The following is a 19,030-nucleotide window of genomic DNA, read 5'->3' as shown; positions in this document are numbered from 1 at the left end:
GGTTTCCTCATTCAGTCCGTTGAAGCGCCGGCCGCCAGCATGAGGCGGCCGGTCGGCGTGTTATTCCTTGGTAGACAGATCCTTGGTGAACAGCCTGTCCAGGGTCTGCTCGTAGTGGTGGTAGCCGAGGAAGTCATAGAGGGACTCTCGGGTCTGCATGGTGTCGACCACGGCACGCTGGTGGCCGTCGCGGCGAAGCTGCTGATAGACGTTGAGGGCGGCCTGGTTGGCGGCGCGGGCGGCGCTCAGGGGGTAGAGCACCATGTCGACGCCGTGGGCAGAGAGGGCCTCCTTGTCAAACAGCTCGGTCTGGCCGAATTCGGTCATGTTGGCGAGGATGGGGACGCCGGCCGCCTGCTTGAAGCTGTCGTACTGATCCAGCTCGGTGACCGCCTCGGCGAAGATCATGTCGGCCCCGGCGGCGGCGTAGGCCGCGGCGCGCTCCAGGGCCGAATCCAGCCCTTCCACCGCCAGAGCGTCGGTGCGGGCCATGATGACGAAGTGCTCATCGGTGCGGGCGTCGACCGCCGCCTTGATCCTGTCCACCATCTCGGCGATGGAGACCACGGCCTTGTTGGGTCTGTGACCGCAGCGCTTCTGGGCGACCTGATCCTCCATGTGGACGGCGGCGACCCCGCCGCGCTCGAAGGCGCGGACGGTGCGGGCGATGTTGAAGGCGCCGCCCCAGCCGGTGTCGATGTCGACCAGCAGTGGCACTTGAGTCGCGGCGGTGATGCGCTCGGCATCGATGAGCACGTCGTTCATGGAGGTCATGCCGAGATCCGGCAGGCCATAGGAGGCGTTGGCCACCCCGGCACCGGACAGATAAAGCGCCTTGAAACCGCTGCGCTCGGCCATCAGCGCCATGTAGGCGTTGATGGTACCGACGATCTGCAGGGGTTTTTCATTGGCCAGCGCGCTGCGAAAGCGGGCTCCGGCCGACGGGGACAAGGTAGACATACAGACTCCTTTCATGCTGTTCATGGTTTTCCGTGAATAGAACCATCTCACACTACGTTGACGTCAACGTCAACATTACTTAAGTCCAAGGGACATCGCATCGGCGCGCCAGCCACCGGGTCTGGCTGACGCCATCTTCTCCAGTCAGATGGCGCTCATCCCATGGCGTAAGCGGCTTTTGGCGTGTTGCCGCCAGGCTGGACAGGACAGCTTCTGTCGTCTTCCCCGAGGGTAGGCAACGCATTCTAAGGGGGGTCATGAGATGAAAAGTGGCTGTCGCCCGATGAGAAGGGTCATTCACCCAACCCCCTGGATTCAATCCGGACGATGCATTTCATTCACGAACGGATTGGAGGAGTGAGATGGCCAACGCCATAGGCTTTTATGAAACCGGGGCCCGGACGTGCGGCGCTACGAAGAGGTGGCGGTGGGGGTCTGCGTCGGCACCGCTTCCGGTCCCATCGAGGGCTTCAACCTGCGGCTGCTGGCCATGAAGGGCTCCCTCTATCTGGCCCGTCCGGCGCTCGCCGACTACATCGCCGATCCCGCCGAGAAGGAGGCCCTGGCGACGAGCTGTTCGGTCACGGGGCCAGCGGGCGGATCAAGAGAGAGCAACCAGGGTTACGCGCAGCAGGACGCAGCGCAGGTTCACTGCTCTCTCGAGTCGCGCCAGATCCGGGTCGTGCAAGGGATCCCGAAGACCTGCGTCGGCAAGGTCAACAAGACGCTGATCCGGGAGCAAGAAATGGGCGCCATGAGCAAATCCTGAGCACAGTGGCGCTCACCCGGCAGGCGCTTTGCCTTGCTCAGTGGGTGAGGGGTCAGGGGAAAAGGCACGGCCCTGGTTGTCATCCCCGGGGCGCAGTGCGGGCGGGGTGGGCATGGTCTCGCGCCCGGTGGCATCGCTGCCGCCCAGGGCGAGATAGAGACTGGCCATGGTGTTGAGCTGAGTCTGCTGCTGGCTGAGCAGGGCCAGCTCGGCATCCCAGCGTCGATTCTGCTCATCGAGCCAATCTTGCACCGGACTGCTACCCGCCTCGACGCGCACCCGGGCGAGCCGGTCCGCGTCGATGGCATAGTCTTGCTGTTCGGCGAGGCTGGCCAGCTGCTGCTCGCCAAAGCGGCGGGCGGCGAGGGCGTTTTCCACCTCGAACAGCGCATCGAACAGCTGCTGGCGAAACTCGGCCTGGGCTATCTGGTAGTCGTTCTGGCTGCCGGCGACGGCGAGTCGATTGCTGTTGTACTCGAGGAAGGGCAGGGTCAAGGCGGCCCCCAGGCTGCCCACCGGATTTTCCAGCACCTGCGCCAGGGTATCCGATGCGGTGCTGGCCCCCCCGGTCAGGGTGAGCGCCGGGTAGAAGCTGGTGCGCACCTCGTCACTGCGCGCCAGCGTCTTGCGCAGGCGCAGCTCGGCGGCTCTCACATCCGGGCGTCTGGCCAGCAGATCGGCCGGCAGGCCGGCGGCGATGTCAGGGATGGGGGCGAGCATGAGGCCATCTGGCGCAAAGGGGACTGGCCCCCTGCTGCGGCCGAGCAGTTGCAGTAGGGCATTGCTCGCCGCGACCCTCTGATTGCGCAGGTTAGCCTGGGCGGCACGCTTGCCGGCGAGCTGCCCGCTGGCTTGCACCAGATCGAGGCGAGGAATGGCCCCTGCCTCATATTTGACTCGGGTCAGGCTCTGGATCTCGCTGAGGTTGGCCAGTTGGCGCTCCCCCAGGGTGATGGCGCTGCTGAGATAGCCGAGTTGCCAATATTGCTGCAGGGTCTGGCTGATCAGGCTCTGGCGGGTGGCGGCGAGATCCTCGGCGCTGGCGGCGGCCTCCCAGCTTGCCTGATCCCGCACCGCCGCCAGTTTGCCCCACAGATCCACTTCATAACTGATGGCGAGGGTCGGTCCCAGACTGTGGGTGCTGGCGCCACTCTTGATCTCCTTGGTGCCGCTGGCCCCCAGGCTGGCATTGACCCCTGGGGTCAGGTTGGTGTCGGCCTGGTCCGCTGCGATCCTCGCGCCCTTGAGCCGGAGTCCGGCCACATAAAGATTGGTATTGGCGGCGAGTACCGCCTCGACCAGGGCGTCGAGTCGGGGGTCATGAAAGCCCTGCCACCAGGAGCCGGTTTGCATGGACAGAGCAGGCACGTCCCCCTCTTGCCACTGGTCTGGCAGCGCCAGGTCGGCTCTGTGATAGCTGCTCTGTTGGGAGCAGGCGCCGAGGGCGAGGCAGAGCCCCAGCCAGGATATCTTCATGGGTTTCATCTTCACTCTCTGGCCAGCGCGACCACAGGGTCGAGCCGGGCGGCATTGCGGGCGGGCAGATAACCAAACAGCACCCCGATCAGGGTGGAGCAGGCAAACGCCATCAGGATGGAGAAGAGGGAGAACTGCATCTGCATCGCATCGACCAGGGAGGAGAACAGCAGGCCGATCAGCAAGGCGATGCCGACTCCGAGTACGCCCCCGAGCAGGCTGACCATCACGGCTTCAATCAGGAACTGCTGCAAGATGTCGGACTGACGGGCGCCCACCGCGATGCGAATGCCAATCTCCCGGGTGCGCTCCACCACGGAGACCAGCATGATGTTCATGACGCCAACGCCGCCGACGATCAGCGAAATCACCGCGATAGCCGAGACCAGCAGGGTCAGGGTTGCTGTGGTTTTCTCGACGGATTTCAATATCTTGTCGCTACTGAAGGTGAAGAAATCCTTGCTGCCATGGCGCTGGCGCAGCAGGGCAATGACCTCTCGTTCTGCCAGGGCGGGCTGGATGCCATCCCTGACCCTAAGGGTTATCTGATTGAAATGGTTCTGGGAGATGAGGCGACTCATCACGGCGCGATAGGGCAACCAGACGCTCACCGACTGGCTCGGTTGGCGAAAGCCGGTCTCCTCCTTGATGAGACCGATGATCCGCACCGGCAGGGTACCGATGAGCAGCACCTTGCCGATGGGGTCTTCATCGCCGAGCAAGCCCTTGATGGTGTCGGCGTCGACCACGGCCAGGGGCGCCCTGTCCAGGCTGTCGCGCTCGCTGAACAGGCGGCCACTGACGAGTGTCATGCCCTTGACCCGGAAGAAGTCGCTGCTGACGCCGTTGACGGTGCCGCTCTTGGTCTGATTGCGATAGCGCAGCTGCACCGAGGTGGAGAGCTGGGGGCTGGCCCCCTCCAGATAGGGTTGTCCCTGCAGTGCGCGCAAGTCGCCCTCGTTGAGGGTGCGTATGCTGGCAGCCTGCTCATCTCCCCAATCCTTGCCGGGGAAGACGTCTATGGTGTTGGTGCCCATGGCGTTGATCTCGCCTATCACCTTGGCGCGGGCGCCCTGACCCAGGGCCACCACGCTCACCACGGCGGCGATGCCGATGATGATGCCGAGCATGGTGAGAAAGGTGCGCATTCGGTGAGCCATCATGGCATGCAGGGCCATGCGGGCGGCTTCGCGGTAACGATCCAGCCCCTGATTGCCCAAGGCCTGGGGCATGGCCTTCAGGGCAGAGGCCGTCTGCTGCGGGCTGCCGCTGTCGCTCTGCACCTGGCCATCCTTGAGGGTGATGATGCGATCCGCATGGTCCGCCACCGCCATGTCATGGGTCACCAGTATGATGGTGTGACCCAGGGCATGGAGCTCCTTGAGGATGGCCATCACCTCCTTGCCGCTCTGGCTGTCCAGTGCACCGGTCGGTTCGTCGGCCAGGATCACCTCGCCGCCATTGGCCAGGGCGCGGGCGATACTGACCCGCTGCTGCTGTCCGCCGGAGAGTTGGCCCGGAGTGTGATGGCTGCGATCGGCCAGCCCCAGCCGGGTGAGCAGCGCCTTGGAGCGAGCATGGCGATCCCCCTTGGCCATGCCGGCATAGACGGCGGGGATCTCGACGTTGGCGGCGGCGTCCAGATGTGGCAGCAGGTGATAGCGCTGGAAGATGAAGCCGAAGTGATGGCAGCGCAACCGGGCCAGGGCCAGGGCGTCCAAGTCCGCGGTCTCCTGACCGCGAAACAGATAGCGCCCCTCGCTGGGTCTGTCGAGGCAGCCGAGCAGGTTCATCAGGGTGGATTTTCCCGACCCCGAGGCACCGACAATGGCCACCATCTCCCCGGCGTGGATGGACAAGTCCAGCGGGTGCAGCACTGTCACCTCCTGCTCCCCGCTCAGGTAGCGGCGACTGACGCCTCGCAGTTCAATAAGCGGAGCGTCGCCGGGGGCCTCATTGCGGGAGGCCATCATGACATCTCATCCTCTTCCTCATGGCCCTCATCCCCGGTTGCCTTGGGGGCCTCGCCAATCACCACCTTGTCATGCTCGGCGAGCCCCTCCAGCACCTCGACCTTGATATCATCCTTGAGCCCGGTCTTGATGGTACGGGGCTCGGGGGTGTCACCGCTTAACAGCTGTACTTGATACTCGCCCGGCGCCAACTGTTTGCCGAGGGCGGTTCTGGGAATGGTCAACACGCCCTTGCGCTCGCCAAGCACTATGGTGACCTGGGTGGTCATGGCGACCCGCAGGGCATGGTCGGGGTTGGGCACATCGAACAGGGCATAGTAGTAGACGGCAACATTGGTGCTGCTGGTGCTGGTCGTGGCATCGTTGACATTGGTTGGCGCCAGTTCAACGGTGCGCAGCTTGGCCCGGTAGCGGGTATCGGGATCGCCAATCAGGGTGAAGTAGACCGGCATGCCGGCGCGCACCTTGCTGACATCGGCCTCGGAGATCTGCGCCTTGACCGTCATGATATCCAGATTGGCGAGCTTGAGCAGGGTGGGCACCGTCTGGGTGGCCGCCAGGGTCTGGCCCTGGCGGGTGACGATGGAGACGACGGTGCCATCCATGGGGGCCTGGATCCGGGTATAGCCGAGCTGGGTGCGGGAGCGCTCGACCTTGATGGCGGCACTGTCGATATTGGCCTGGGCGTTTTGCAGCTCGGCCCGGGTCACGGCGAGCTGGGCCTCGGCGTTTTCGAGGTCGGCCTTTGAACTCGCCTGCTGGCCAAACATCTGCTGCTGGCGGCGATAGGCGAGCTCGTACTGCTTGAGCTGTGCCTGCTTGATCCTGAGCTGCGCCTGGCTACTGGCGAGCTCGGCCTGGGCCGTCTTGAGATCGTTCTGGGCGATCAGCGGGTCTATCTCGGCCAACAGATCCCCCTGTTTGACCTGCTGACCATTCTCGACCAGCAGCCGGGTGACCTGACCCGAGACCTGGGCACCCACATCGACCTGTTCCACCGCCTCCAGGGCGCCACTGGCGAGCACGGCATCTTCGATGTCCTGGCGGGTGACCGATGCACTCAACAAGGGTTCGGCAGCCTTGCCCGGCCATAGCAGCCAGATGGAGAGAGCGACCAGCAGGGCGGCCATCAGCCAGCGCAGCGGGGGAGTGAGGGGCATCTTCATCGTGAATCTGGCATCCATGAACGCGGGGGGAGACAAAAGGAGACATCCTGCCGCAAAAGGCGGACAAAAGACAACTGGGATCCTGTAACAAAGCTTGTCAACTCAGGGCGCAGGAGGAGAAGTCTCCCTTGGGGAGGCGCTCTGCATAGGGCAGGGATGGCGAAGCGCGCCAGCCTGATATGGCTGACCCGCTGGGTGCGGGCCAGCGCCGGGTAGCAGGGCACTTCGCCTGAAGAGTGGGGGCGTCAGCTGGGTTGGCTGAGGCTGGTCAATCAGCCTTGGCTGAGTTGGGCGGTGAGCCAGGGGAGCCCTTGCTTCTTGCGGCTCACCACCCCTGGCAGAGTCACGGTGTGTTGCGGCAGCTGCGGCAATGGCCTTTGCGGGTGAGGACAGGCGCTGATCCGGCTCGCCCCTTCGCCGAGATCCGTCACCATCAGCACATAGGCATCCAGGTCATCGGTGGTCACTCGTTGCGCCATTTCGGCCTCGAGCTCCGCCATCAGGGGGGCTATCTGAGCCTGACTGCCGACCTCTATCTGGCTCATCACCAGATTGACCCCTGCCACCTGATAACCCTTCTCGTCCTGACGCAGCAACTGGGCGGCGCTGAGTCCGCTGAGATCCGTCTTGGCCACCAGCAACTGCTGGCCAAACTCGGCCAGGCTCAACCCGGCAAGGGGAGCCAGTCGCTGACAGGCTGCCTCATCCTGAGGGGTGGTCGTCGGGGAGGTGAGGCAGAGGGTGTCGCTCATGATGGCACCAAGCAAGAGACGGGCCTGGGGGCGGGTCACCTGGTCGAGCAGGCTCAGCACTATGGTGGCCGAGCAGCCTACGGCGCGGATCCAGGCATCGAAGGGGGCCTCGGTGCGCAGGGAGCCGAGTCTGTGGTGATCCACCAGACCGATGATGTTGGCGCGGGCCAGGCTCTCGGGCCCCTGCTCGAAGTCGCTGAAATCCACCAGCCAGACATCCAGACCGTCCAGCTCCTGGGTCAGCAGGGCAGGGCTCTTTATGCCGGCGCACTCCAGAATGAAGCGGGTCTCGGTGCGCAAGGAGCCCAGGCGCCAGGGAGTGGCGGGACGCCCCTGGCCGTTGAGCCAGTCTGCCAGTACCAGGGCACTGCAGATGCTGTCACTGTCGGGATTGCGATGGCCGAATACATGGATCATGAAAACCTCGGGCTGGATGCGCTTAAACAAGATAGGCCATCAGCATATCATCCCGGCGCTGTGAGGGGGATGGATCCTGATGCGCGATGATGCGCGCAGGAGGGGAGTCTGCTTAGAGACCTGGACTTTCCCTTGCAAAGAGGCAGCAGAGGATCCCGCGTCGCGCTGGTCATCAAAGGAGTTGGCTATCGAAGGAGCCAGCAATCAAAGGAGCCAGCTGTCGAAGGAGAAAGAGGCATTGCGTTGCTTGCCGGAATGGCTGACGCTGAACGCCAGCACGGAAAAGGGTGGGGCTGGCCTGATCCACCCCAGGGTGAAACAGGCCAGGTCATGGAGAGGTTCGCTCTGCTTTCATCTTGGAGGGATAGGTGGCTAGCCCCAGGTTAGCCGGTTGGCAGGTTGCAGGATCAGGCCTGCAGCAGCTCGCGGGCGTTGGCCAGGGTGTTGTCGGTGATCTGATCCCCCCCAAGCAGGCGGGCCAGTTCGTTGAGGCGGGCCTTGTTGTCGAGGGCGCTCATCCTGGTCTCAGTGGTTTTGCCGTCGGTGTGCTTGCTCACCACCATGTGCTGATGGCCATTGCCTGCCACCTGGGGCAAGTGAGTGACCACCATCACCTGGGTAGATTCGCCAAGCTGGCGCAGCAGGCGACCCACCACGGCGGCGGTAGGGCCGCTTATCCCCACGTCCACCTCATCAAAGATCAGGGTAGGGGTGGCGACCTTGCGGGCACTGATCACCACAATGGCGAGGCTGATGCGCGACAGTTCTCCCCCCGATGCGACCTTGCCGAGCGGCTGCATAGGCTGGCCCGGGTTGGTACTCACCACGAACTCGACCCTGTCTATCCCCAAGGGGGAGAGGCTGGCGTTGGCATCGGGCTTGATCTCGATGGCGAAACGGCCATCGGTCATGGAGAGCTCCTGCATGCTGGCCGTGACCTGGGTGGCCAGCTCGGCACCATAGCGCTGGCGGCTCTGGCTCAGGGCATCGGCAGCTTGCAAGAAGGCGAGGCGGGCCTCGGCCAGTTCAGCCTCCATCCCCTCGAGGCGCTGTTCATCCGAGTTGAGCCGTGCCAGATCACTGGCCAACTCCTGATGGTAATGGGCCAGCTCGGCGGGTTTGACATGATGTTTGCGGGCCAGATTGATCGCCTTGGAGAGGCGCGCTTCCAGTTCATTGAAGCGCTCGGGATCCAGCTCCAGCTTGTCCAGATAACCACGCAGCTCGCTATGACTCTCCTGTACACCGATGAGCGCCTCATTGAGCATGCCGAGCACAGGGGCGAGTCGGGCATCCATGTTGACCAGACCCTCTGCTCTGTCTACCGCGATCTGCAGCAGGCCAGCGATGGTGGTCTCCTCGTTGTCATAGAGCAGATCCAGACAGAAGCCGCACTCCTGCATCAGCTCGGTGCCGTTGGCGAGGCGCTGGTGCTCCTCCTCGATCGCCTCGAACTCTCCGGATTGCAGGGCGAACTCGTCGAGCTCCTGCACCTGATATTCGATGAGCTGGCGACGAGCCTCCCGCTGTTGTTGCTCGGCCTTGAGGCGATTGAGCTCGTTTTGCAGCTGACGCCAATGCTGGTAGTGGTGGCGAACGTCCGCCAGCAGCAGATGGTGACCGGCGTAGCCGTCGAGCAGGGCGAGCTGGTAGTCGGGTTTGACCAGCAACTGATGAGCATGCTGGCCGTGTACGTTGACCAGCAGTTGCCCCAGGCTGCGCAGCTGGGTCAGGGGCACGGGCACACCATTGACATAGCTGCGTGAACGCCCCTCGGCCGAGACCACCCGTCGCACTATGCACTCACCCTCGCTCTCCAGCTCATTGCCAGCCAGCCAGGCACGGGCCTGGGGGTTGCCCTCTAGCAGGAAGCGGGCGCTGACTTCGGTCTTGTCATTGCCGGGGCGCACCATGGCCGCCTCGGCACGCTCGCCGAGACAGAGCCCCAGGGCATCGATGGCGATGGATTTGCCCGCCCCCGTCTCCCCCGTGATGCAGGTCATGCCGGGTTGCAGATCGAGCTCGAGAAACTTGACGATGGCGAAGTTGTTGACGGTCAGTTGGGTCAGCATGGTCTCATCCTGTCTGGGCCAAGATTACTGTGTATGTATCCAGTATATACTGGTCTTATATACAGTAAAGAGGGGCGACGGATTTTTCGTCCCCAGGGCTAATCCAGGCGGTGAGGTTGCCATGCCAAGAGGGGGGATCGCCTCCTTTCCTCCGTCCTGCATCACTTCTTGAAAAAGGCGCTTGTCGCGCCGGGATCGCTCGGACACACTCATTGACATGCTTGGTCCCTGTGGGGGCTGGGGCGCCAGGACTGCTGACCAAGGATGGGCAGCGATCCTCATCAAGGATGACTCATGACAATCCACACCCCGACGCTACTGATCATCTCTCTGGCAATCAACCTGATGGCCGCTCTGCTCATGCTGTTCATCCATCGACTCAAGCCGGGGCGGGGCAACTTCCTGCTCTGGTCCCTGTCGGCGTTTCTGTTCTCCTTTTCGATCCTGCTGCTCTGCCTGGGAAGCATGACCGGTTATGTGGCACTGGGGCTGTTCTGGGGCGGCTTTACGTCTCTGATCTGTGTGCTGCTGTTGCTTGCAGGCTTCTACGCCCTGTATGACAAACCCTTGGATACGAGGAGCGTCCGGGGTTTTGTAGCCCTCTTCCTGCTCAGTTATCTGGTGCTGGCGAGCCAGTTTGATGTGCGCCTGGTGCTGGCTCTTATCGAATCCGTGATCTATCTGTGGTGCGCCTGTCTCATCTTCTCTCTGAGTCAGACCCAGAAGCGGGTGCTGCATACCGTTTCTTTCATCTATTTGATCCATTTCGTGATCCTGTTGAGCCAGGGGATAGCCCTGCTCGCTCAGGCATTCGGCCCGGATCAGCACGCCAAACAGTGGTTGCTCGACACCATCTTCTTCATGCACATGGTCTTGACCATAGGGTCTGTGCTGCTGTTGCCCCTGGTGGCCTACGTCCAGACCGAACAGGAGCTGCTGGCACTCTCCGAACGGGACCCCCTGACCGGTGTGCTGAATCGACGGGGTCTGTTCAAGCTGGGAGAGCGCCATTGTGCGAGTCAGCCGGATGGGGTGCTCTGCGTGGCGGTGCTCGATATCGATCACTTCAAGCAGGTCAACGACAAGTTCGGCCATGGCTGTGGCGATCATGTGATCCGCTTCGTGGCTCAGACATTGATGGCCGAGATGCGCAAGGATGATCTGGTGGGGCGGATTGGCGGCGAGGAGTTTGCCATCATAATGCGGGGAGTGAACGGTCGAGACGCCTTTTCCATCTGCGATCGCATTCGTAGTCAGATAGCGCTTGGCGCCAGTCAGGGGCGCTGTCTGCCTTGCGACGCAGTGACCGTGAGCCTGGGCGGGGTATGCGCCCATGGTGAGGTGGATTTGGCGCAGTTATTGAGCCGCGCCGATGAGGCCATGTACAGGGTCAAGTTGGCGGGACGCAATGGCGTATTTTTTCAGCCGGAGACAGAGCCGCTCAGGCTGGTCGAGTCTGGCGAGGGATAGTGCGGCTCAGGACCATGGGGCCTTGAGCCAGCTTTCTCTCTAGAACAGCTTGCTGCCCCAGCCGAGTTTGTTGCGCAGCACGTGGAAATAGCTGTAATCCAGCGGATGGACCAGATGCAGCTTGTGGCTGCTCTTCTTGATGAGGATCTCGTCCCCCGGTTGCACCGCCAGGGTCACCTGGCCATCGCAGCTCACCTGCATGGCATCGTCCTGGTTGTCGGGGGAGACCAGCAGCCGCACCTCGCTGTCCGCATCCAGCACTATGGGGCGGCTGCTGAGGGTATGGGGGAACATGGGGACGAGCGTGATGGCGTTGATCTTGGGAGTGAGAATAGGGCCCCCTGCCGAGAGGGAGTAAGCGGTGGAGCCGGTCGGGGTCGCGACTATGATGCCATCGGCGCGCTGGCTGTACATAAAGCTGCCATCGATATAGACCTCGAACTCTATCATGTGGGCTATCTTGCCCGGGTGCAGTACGGCCTCGTTGACCGCCAGATTGGCAGACTTGCGCTCCCCATGGCGATAGACGGCGGCTTCCAGCAAGAAGCGGTGCTCGCTCTTGAAGTGGCCCGAGAGCACCTGCTCCAGCGGCACCAGATAGTCCTGAGGCGAGAGGTCGGTGAGAAAGCCGAGATTGCCCCGATTGACCCCAATCACCGCCACGTCGAAACGCGACAATACCCGGGCCGCCCCCAGCATGTTGCCATCTCCGCCCACGACGATGGCGAGATCCGCCTGCTCGCCGAGCTGCACCAGATCCATGACGCTGTCATCCACTATGCCGAGGGTCTGGGCCACCCGGCTCTCTATCAGCACTCGAAAGCCGCGCATGCTGAGATACTGGTGCAGGCCGCTCAGGGTCTGGTTGGCGCCTTCGTGATGAGGCTTGCCGATGAGGGCGATGGTGTTGAAGGGGGAGTCCATCATAGGGTCGGGTGCTGAGTGGATTTGGCTGCAGTATACCTTGATTTGCTTCCCTTTTGTCTGCCCGCACGCAAGATGCCCCCGGCTCGTCATGGTCAAGCCAGTGGCCGGACAGCCGGTCAATAGCCCGTCTGTGGGCAGAGCGCCACCCTGTTTGCCCGGGTCAAGTCCGGCTGGGGGCCATGCCGCCGGGCCTGGGAGCGAACCTGTCTGGCGCGCTTGCCGTATGGGCACCCTGCCAGAAAGAGGGATGATGCGCGCTGCCCGGTTCGGTCGATTTCGGCCACAGGCAGGGTCTGTAAAGGTCAGATGATCGCGTTTACCCCTTGAAAGCGGGGGATGCATCCCCATAATAAGCGGCAATGAACGAAGTAACCCTTAATTGGAGATGTCATGAACCACGAAGAACAAAAGGTTGAAGCGATGGAGCAAGTCGACACCCAGCCAGTCGAGCCGACCGATGTAGACAGTGAAGTGACAGCCGAGCAGGTGCGTATCGCCGAGCTGGAGGCCCGACTGGCCACCCTCGAAGCGGCCGCAACCGACGAGCGTGAGCGCGCCATTCGTGCCGTTGCCGAGATGGAAAACCTGCGTCGCCGTGCCGCCCTGGACGTCGAGAAGGCCCACAAGTTTGCCCTGGAGAAATTCGCCACCGAGCTGCTGCCGGTGCTCGACAACCTGGAGCGTGCCATCGATCTTGCCGACAAAGAGAACGAGGCGCTGGCGCCGATGATCGAAGGGGTCGACCTGACCCTGAAGTCCATGCAGAGCTCGGTGGCCAAATTCGGCCTGGTGGCACTGGATCCCACCAACCAGCCGTTCGACCCCAATGCCCATCAGGCGATGAGCATGATCGAGAATGCCGAGCTGGCGCCAAACACAGTGATGGCCGTGATGCAGAAAGGCTACGAGCTCAATGGTCGCGTCATTCGTCCGGCCATGGTGATGGTCTCCAAGGCCCCTGCCTGATCCCCGCGCCATTGCCGAGCCCGCCGCGAGGCGGGCTTTTTGTTGGCTGGCGGCCAGCCAAGGGGGGCCGGTTGCATGAGAAAAGCCGCTGGTTTTTTACATTCAGCCCTTGAAGCTGAACGACCAGACCCCATATAGGTGACAAGGTACGGCGGTAGCAAGAATTTGCTACCGGGAGCTTGAAAGCACATTGCTTAGCCCCCACCTAGCCGTTAACGCATTAAGGCGAGCGCTTCGCCTGTTTAATCTAAGTATTTGGAGATTCGTCAAATGGGTAAAATCATCGGTATTGACCTGGGTACTACCAACTCCTGCGTCGCCATTCTGGATGGCGACACTGCTCGCGTGATCGAGAACGCAGAAGGCGATCGTACTACTCCGTCCATCATTGCCTATGCCGATGATGGCGAGATCCTGGTTGGTCAGCCGGCCAAGCGTCAGGCCATCACCAACCCGAAGAACACCCTGTTCGCCATCAAGCGTCTGATCGGTCGCCGTTTCGAAGATGAAGAAGTGCAGCGTGACCTGAAGATCATGCCGTACGCCATCGCCAAGGCTGACAACGGTGACGCCTGGGTAGAAGTGAAAGGCAAGAAAATGGCACCGCCGCAGATCTCTGCCGAAGTGCTGAAGAAAATGAAGAAAACTGCCGAGGATTACCTAGGCGAGCCAGTGACCGAAGCCGTTATCACAGTACCGGCCTACTTCAACGACGCCCAGCGTCAGGCTACCAAGGATGCCGGTCGCATCGCCGGTCTGGACGTCAAGCGCATCATCAACGAACCGACCGCTGCGGCATTTGCCTACGGCGTGAACAAGGTCAAGGGTGAGCGCAAGGTTGCCGTCTATGACTTAGGAGGCGGTACCTTCGATATCTCCATCATCGAGATCGACGAAGTGGAAGGTGAAACCACCTTCGAAGTGCTGGCGACCAACGGTAACACCCACCTAGGTGGTGAAGATTTCGACAACCGTGTCATCAACTATCTGGTTGACGAGTTCAAGCGTGAGCAGGGCATCGACCTGCGCAACGACCAGCTGGCCCTGCAGCGTCTGAAAGATGCCGCCGAGAAAGCCAAGATTGAGCTCTCTTCCGCCCAGCAGACCGACGTGAATCTGCCGTACATCACCGCAGATGCCACAGGTCCGAAACACATGAACATCAAGGTGACCCGCGCCAAGCTGGAATCCCTGGTGGAAGACATGGTGAAAGACTCCCTGGAGCCGGTTCGCACCGCCCTGAAAGACTCCGGTCTGGCGGTTGGCGAGATCGACGACGTCATCCTGGTGGGTGGTCAGACTCGTATGCCTATGGTGCAGAAGACTGTGGCTGACTTCTTCGGCAAAGAGCCGCGCAAAGACGTCAACCCGGACGAAGCCGTGGCCATGGGTGCTGCCATTCAGGGCGCGGTACTGTCCGGTGAGAAGACCGACGTGCTGCTGCTGGACGTCACCCCGCTCTCTCTGGGTATCGAGACCATGGGTAGCGTGATGACGGCGCTGATCGAGAAGAACACCACCATTCCGACCAAGAAGTCCCAGGTGTTCTCCACTGCCGAAGACAACCAGTCTGCCGTGACCATTCACGTGCTGCAGGGTGAGCGCAAGCGCGCCAGCGACAACAAGTCTCTGGGCCAGTTCAACCTGGAAGGCATCCGTCCGGCACAGCGCGGTCTGCCGCAGATCGAAGTGACCTTCGACATCGATGCCAACGGTATCCTGCACGTCTCTGCCAAGGACAAAGAGACCAACAAGGAGCAGAAGATCACCATCCAGGCTTCTTCCGGTCTGTCCGACGAAGAGATCGAACGCATGGTACGCGAGGCGGAAGCCAACGCGGCAGAAGACAAGAAGTTTGAAGAGCTGGTGCAGACTCGCAACCAGGCTGACGGTCTGGTCCACTCGGTCCGCAAGCAGGTCACCGAAGCCGGTGAGGCTCTGCCCGCCGACGACAAGACCAAGATCGAAACTGCACTCTCCGAACTGGAAGCCGTCATCAAGGGTGACGACAAAGCGGAAATCGAAGCCAAGCAACAGGCTCTGATGGAAGCGTCCCAGAAGCTGATGGAGATTGCCCAGCAGCAGGCTCAGGCGCAAGGCGCCGGTGCCGATGCCGGTCACTCCGCCTCTTCTGCCAAGGCCGACGACGACGTGGTCGATGCCGAGTTCGAAGAAGTGAAAGACGACAAGAAATAAGCCACACCCAGATGGGCAGAGCCCGCTCTGCCCATCGGCTTAATCATTGAATTTACGGGCGTTGGGTGACCAACGCCCGTCTGCATAACTGCTGACAACGCAATAGGATGAGTATGTCGAAGCGCGATTTCTATGAAGTGCTCGGGGTGGCCAAGGGTGCCGACGAGCGCGAGATCAAGAAGGCGTACAAGCGTCTGGCGATGAAGTTTCACCCGGATCGCAACCAGGGTGATGCCGCATCCGAAGAGAAGTTCAAAGAGGTCAAGGAAGCCTATGAGATCCTGACCGACGAAAATCTGCGGGCCCGCTATGACCAGTACGGTCATGCCGGTGTGGATCAGAGCCAGGGTGGCGGTGGCCACGGCGGCTTTGGCGGCGGTGCCGATTTCGGTGATGCTTTCGGCGATATCTTTGGCGACATCTTCGGTGGTCGCAGTGGCGGTGGCCGTCGTGGCCCGGCCCGGGGTTCTGACTTGCGTTACACCATGGAGCTGACCCTGGAAGAGGCGGTGCGTGGCGTCTCCAAGGAGATCAAGGTGCCGACTCAGGTGCACTGCGAGGTCTGTAACGGATCCGGTGCCCACACCGGCAGCCATGCCCAGACCTGTCCGACCTGTCACGGTGCAGGCCAGGTGCAGATGCGCCAGGGCTTCTTCGCGGTACAACAAGCCTGTCCGCACTGTCATGGCCGCGGCAAGATCATCAAGGATCCATGCCGCAAGTGCCATGGGGAAGGGCGCTATCAGAAGACCAAGACCCTGTCGGTCAAGATCCCGGCTGGGGTCGATACCGGTGACCGCATCCGTCTCTCCGGCGAAGGGGAAGCGGGAGAGTCCGGCGCACCGGCCGGGGATCTCTACGTTCAGGTGCATGTCAAAGAGCACGGCATCTTCGTGCGCGATGGCAACGACCTCTACTGCGAAGTGCCCATCAGCTTCACCGCCGCCGCCCTGGGGGGTGAAATTGAAGTGCCGACCCTGGATGGCCGAGTCAAGCTGAAGGTGACCTCAGAGACCCAGACCGGCAAGATGTTCCGGCTGCGCGGCAAGGGCGTCAAGTCCGTGCGCTCCGGTCAGGTCGGCGATCTGATGTGCAAGGTGGTGGTCGAGACCCCGGTCAAGCTGACCGAGTCTCAGAAAGAGCTGCTGCGTCAGCTGGACGAGTCGTTCAGCGGCGCCGCCGCCAAGACCCACAAGCCGAGATCGGAAGGCTTCTTCGAAGGGGTGAAACGCTTCTTCGACGACCTGACCCGCTGAGTTCAGCCCCGTTGACAAAAAGAGCCGGCCCTTGTGCCGGCTCTTTTTTTGCCCGCGTTTCGCCTCGGATCCGCCCTATTGAGTGGATCCCGATGAGGGATCCTCCTCACAACTCCCGGCGGTTTTCCCTGTGCAAACGTTACTCTGATCACAAGTGGCTGAAACGGTTTAGCTGGCATATTGAGTTAGCTAAAGCGGTTTAGCTATGCTCTGCTCGTCCATGACAACAGCGCCCGGACGGGCGGCAGATGACAGGTGAGGAAGATGACGATGTTCAAGAGCAAGTTGGCGCTGGCGGTGGCGGTGGCGGTGGCGCTGGGATTGGGGATGAGCAGCCCGCTGTGGGCGGCACAGGGCGGTATCGAGGCGCGTCTGGCGGCGCTGGAGGCACGGGTGCAGGCGGCTGAATCCCGCGCCGCCGCCGCCGAAGCGCGGGCCGACCAGGCCGAAAGCAAGGCGAGCGAAGCCCGGGAGACAGCCGTGGTGGCCAAGGCCCAGAGCGAGAAGGTGGACAAGCAGACCGCCGGTGCCCAGGGCTTCGAGTTTCACGGCTACGCCCGCTCGGGCCTCCTGGTCAACAGCAACGGCAACGGCGGGCGCGGCGGCCCTTACGTGACGCCGGCCGGCTCTGTGGGCGGGGCCGTGGGTCGCCTTGGCAACGAAGACGACACCTACATGGAAGCGAATCTGCTCAAGACCCAGACCTTTGATGACGGCAGCTGGGCCCGCTACAAGCTGATGCTGGCGGACGGAGTGGAGACCAGCAACGACTGGACCGCCAGCGATTCCAGTCTCAACACCCGTCAGGTGTTTGCCGAAATCGGCGACCTGGCGAGCTTCAGCGGCCCCTTCCAGCACTCTGTGCTCTGGGCGGGCAAGCGCTTCGATCGGGACAACTTCGACATCCACTGGCTCGATTCGGACGTGGTCTTCCTGGCCGGTACAGGTGGCGGCGTCTACGACGTGCAGCTCGCCGACAGCTGGAAGGCGAACTTCTCCCTCTACGGTCGCGACTACGGCGACATCAGCGCCAGCGGCCTGTCGGACATAGAGAGCTACATCCTCACCATGAACAACCGCGTCGGCAACTGGCAGTGGATGCTCAGCGGCCTCTCCGCCAAGGACAACGAGGCGCGCATCAACGACGGCGGCGTTGGCAGCGAGGCGGCGAACAAGGGGGCGCACACCCTGGTGGCCTACCACGGCGAGAGCTTCTTCGGCATCAATCCCGGCTTCTCCAAGGCCGCCGTGCTCTACGGTCATGGCCTGGGGGCCGAGCTCAAGGGGCTGGGCTCCGACAGCGAGCTGCTGCCGGACGCCGACGCGGTACGGGTCGCCGTGTTTGGCGCCACCGATATCACTCCGCGCTGGCGGCTGGCCCCGGCCCTGCTGGCGGAGCAGAGCCAGGATCGCTACGTGAAGGGGGACGAGTATCAGTGGCTGACCCTCAACACCCGGGTTGCCCAGGTGCTGAGCCAGAACGTCGAGCTGGTCTACGAGGCCGCCTGGCAGTACATGGATCTGGATCCCAAGGGCTACAAGGGGCGTCAGGCGGTGAGCGGCAACTTCACCAAGCTCACCTTCGCCCCCACCTTCAAGGCGCAGACCGCCGGCTTCTTCGAGCGGCCCGAGCTGCGGGTATTCGCCACCTGGATGGACTGGTCCTCCGAGCTCGACAACTACGCCAGCACAGATGCCATGGGCCAGAGTGATTTCACCGCCGGTGGCGAGTGGAACTTTGGCGTGCAGATGGAAACCTGGTTCTAGTTCGTTATCCCGATCACAAAAATGGCAGACGGCGCCGGGATCTGTTGGTTAGCTAAAACGGTTTAGCTGATAATGCCGACCAAGAGAACAGAGCCCGGCTCTGGCAGTGGATCCGATGCAGCAGTGGAGTAGCAAGGTGGGGAATCGTGTGTGGGTAATGGGGGATGCGGTGGTGGATCTTATCCCGGAAGGGGAGCTGCACTACCTCAAGTGTCCGGGCGGTGCGCCCGCCAACGTGGCGGTGGGGGTGGCGCGGCTCGGCGGTGAATCGGCCTTTATCGGCCGGGTCGGTGCCGATCCCTTCGGCCGCTTTATGGCCGATACCCTGGTGGCAGAGGGCGTCGATATCCGTCATCTGACTCAGGATCCGGCTCACCGAACCTCCACGGTGCTGGTGGAGCTCGATGAGGCAGGGGAGCGCAGCTTCACCTTCATGGTGCGCCCCAGTGCCGACCAGTTCCTCGAACCGGCTGACTTGCCCCGCTTCGAGGCCGGTCAGTGGCTGCTCAGCTGCTCCATCGCGCTCGCCAACGAACCTGTGCGCAGCAGTTGCCTGCAGGCCATGGCGGCCATCAAGGCGGTCGGAGGACGGGTCTGCTTCGACCCCAACCTGCGCCCCGAGGTGTGGGGCAATCCCGCCGAGATGCTGCCGCAGGTTAGCGCGGCCATCGCCCTGGCGGATGTGGTCAAGCTCTCGGTGGAGGAGCTGCAATTGCTGAGCGGCGAGGATGATCTGCTCGCGGGGCTCGCCACCCTCTCGGGCCCGGCCCTGGTGCTGGTGACCCGGGGGGCGGCCGGTGTGGTGGCCCGCCTCGAGGGCGAGCTGCTGGAGTGGGTGGGGCCCAAGGTGGCGCCGCTCGACA

Annotated in this window: 14 protein-coding genes; 7 read left to right on the top strand and 7 right to left on the bottom strand. The window is 62.4% G+C overall.

Annotated elements, in window-relative coordinates:
- Positions 1 to 60: 60 nt before the first annotated feature.
- The gene (gene prpB / locus BN1130_RS13930; protein ID WP_042042693.1) at positions 61 to 960 is read right to left on the bottom strand and encodes a methylisocitrate lyase; all 900 of its coding nucleotides are present in this window, start codon (positions 958 to 960) and stop codon (positions 61 to 63) included.
- Positions 961 to 1,363: 403 nt separating this feature from the next.
- On the opposite strand from prpB, the gene BN1130_RS13925 reads away from it, so the two are divergent.
- Positions 1,364 to 1,729: an MDR/zinc-dependent alcohol dehydrogenase-like family protein gene (locus tag BN1130_RS13925; protein ID WP_042042692.1), complete on the top strand. Its 366-nt coding sequence runs from the start codon at positions 1,364 to 1,366 to the stop codon at positions 1,727 to 1,729.
- A 12-nt stretch (positions 1,730 to 1,741) separates the two neighbouring features.
- Here the strand turns inward: BN1130_RS13925 and BN1130_RS13920 are convergent, their stop codons facing one another.
- The 5 genes from BN1130_RS13920 to recN form a co-directional block, all read right to left on the bottom strand.
- On the bottom strand, positions 1,742 to 3,205 hold the full coding sequence (locus BN1130_RS13920) for an efflux transporter outer membrane subunit (protein WP_157014025.1): 1,464 nt from the start codon (positions 3,203 to 3,205) through the stop codon (positions 1,742 to 1,744).
- 11 nt (positions 3,206 to 3,216) lie between these two features.
- Positions 3,217 to 5,175: a MacB family efflux pump subunit gene (locus BN1130_RS13915; RefSeq protein ID WP_157014027.1), complete on the bottom strand. Its 1,959-nt coding sequence runs from the start codon at positions 5,173 to 5,175 to the stop codon at positions 3,217 to 3,219.
- Positions 5,175 to 6,338: an efflux RND transporter periplasmic adaptor subunit gene (locus BN1130_RS13910; RefSeq protein WP_042042706.1), complete on the bottom strand. Its 1,164-nt coding sequence runs from the start codon at positions 6,336 to 6,338 to the stop codon at positions 5,175 to 5,177. The genes BN1130_RS13915 and BN1130_RS13910 overlap by 1 nt, the downstream gene beginning before the upstream one ends.
- Before the next feature lie 278 nt (positions 6,339 to 6,616).
- Positions 6,617 to 7,513, bottom strand: a complete 897-nt coding sequence (locus BN1130_RS13905) for a DHH family phosphoesterase (protein ID WP_042042705.1) — start codon at positions 7,511 to 7,513, stop codon at positions 6,617 to 6,619.
- Between the two features lie 407 nt (positions 7,514 to 7,920).
- Entirely contained in the window at positions 7,921 to 9,585 is a 1,665-nt protein-coding gene (recN, locus tag BN1130_RS13895) for a DNA repair protein RecN (protein WP_042042687.1), read from the bottom strand.
- A gap of 294 nt (positions 9,586 to 9,879) precedes the next feature.
- Between recN and BN1130_RS13890 the strand changes: the two genes are divergently transcribed.
- Positions 9,880 to 11,055 (top strand): GGDEF domain-containing protein, encoded by a 1,176-nt coding sequence (locus tag BN1130_RS13890; protein WP_042042686.1) that lies wholly within the window; start codon positions 9,880 to 9,882, stop codon positions 11,053 to 11,055.
- A gap of 39 nt (positions 11,056 to 11,094) precedes the next feature.
- Here the strand turns inward: BN1130_RS13890 and nadK are convergent, their stop codons facing one another.
- A complete protein-coding gene (nadK, locus tag BN1130_RS13885) occupies positions 11,095 to 11,979 on the bottom strand; it encodes an NAD(+) kinase (RefSeq protein ID WP_042042704.1) in 885 nt (294 codons plus the stop codon).
- A gap of 393 nt (positions 11,980 to 12,372) precedes the next feature.
- Here nadK and grpE point away from each other — a divergent pair, with 393 nt between their 5' ends.
- The 5 genes from grpE to BN1130_RS13860 all read left to right on the top strand — a co-directional run.
- Positions 12,373 to 12,948, top strand: coding sequence for a nucleotide exchange factor GrpE (gene grpE / locus BN1130_RS13880; protein ID WP_042042685.1), 576 nt, complete (start codon positions 12,373 to 12,375; stop codon positions 12,946 to 12,948).
- A gap of 270 nt (positions 12,949 to 13,218) precedes the next feature.
- A complete protein-coding gene (gene dnaK / locus BN1130_RS13875) occupies positions 13,219 to 15,144 on the top strand; it encodes a molecular chaperone DnaK (RefSeq protein ID WP_042042684.1) in 1,926 nt (641 codons plus the stop codon).
- Positions 15,145 to 15,257: 113 nt separating this feature from the next.
- Positions 15,258 to 16,400 (top strand): molecular chaperone DnaJ, encoded by a 1,143-nt coding sequence (gene dnaJ / locus BN1130_RS13870; protein WP_042042683.1) that lies wholly within the window; start codon positions 15,258 to 15,260, stop codon positions 16,398 to 16,400.
- A gap of 264 nt (positions 16,401 to 16,664) precedes the next feature.
- Positions 16,665 to 18,167, top strand: coding sequence for a carbohydrate porin (locus tag BN1130_RS13865; RefSeq protein WP_157014024.1), 1,503 nt, complete (start codon positions 16,665 to 16,667; stop codon positions 18,165 to 18,167).
- 136 nt (positions 18,168 to 18,303) lie between these two features.
- A partial coding sequence (locus BN1130_RS13860; protein ID WP_503089936.1) for a PfkB family carbohydrate kinase occupies positions 18,304 to 19,030 on the top strand: 727 nt, incomplete at its 3' end.

The sequence above is a fragment of the Aeromonas rivuli genome, assembly GCF_000820045.1.
Lineage (GTDB): Bacteria > Pseudomonadota > Gammaproteobacteria > Enterobacterales > Aeromonadaceae > Aeromonas > Aeromonas rivuli.
Note: the sequence above shows the minus strand (reverse complement) of the source record. Positions and strands in the feature narration are given on the sequence as shown.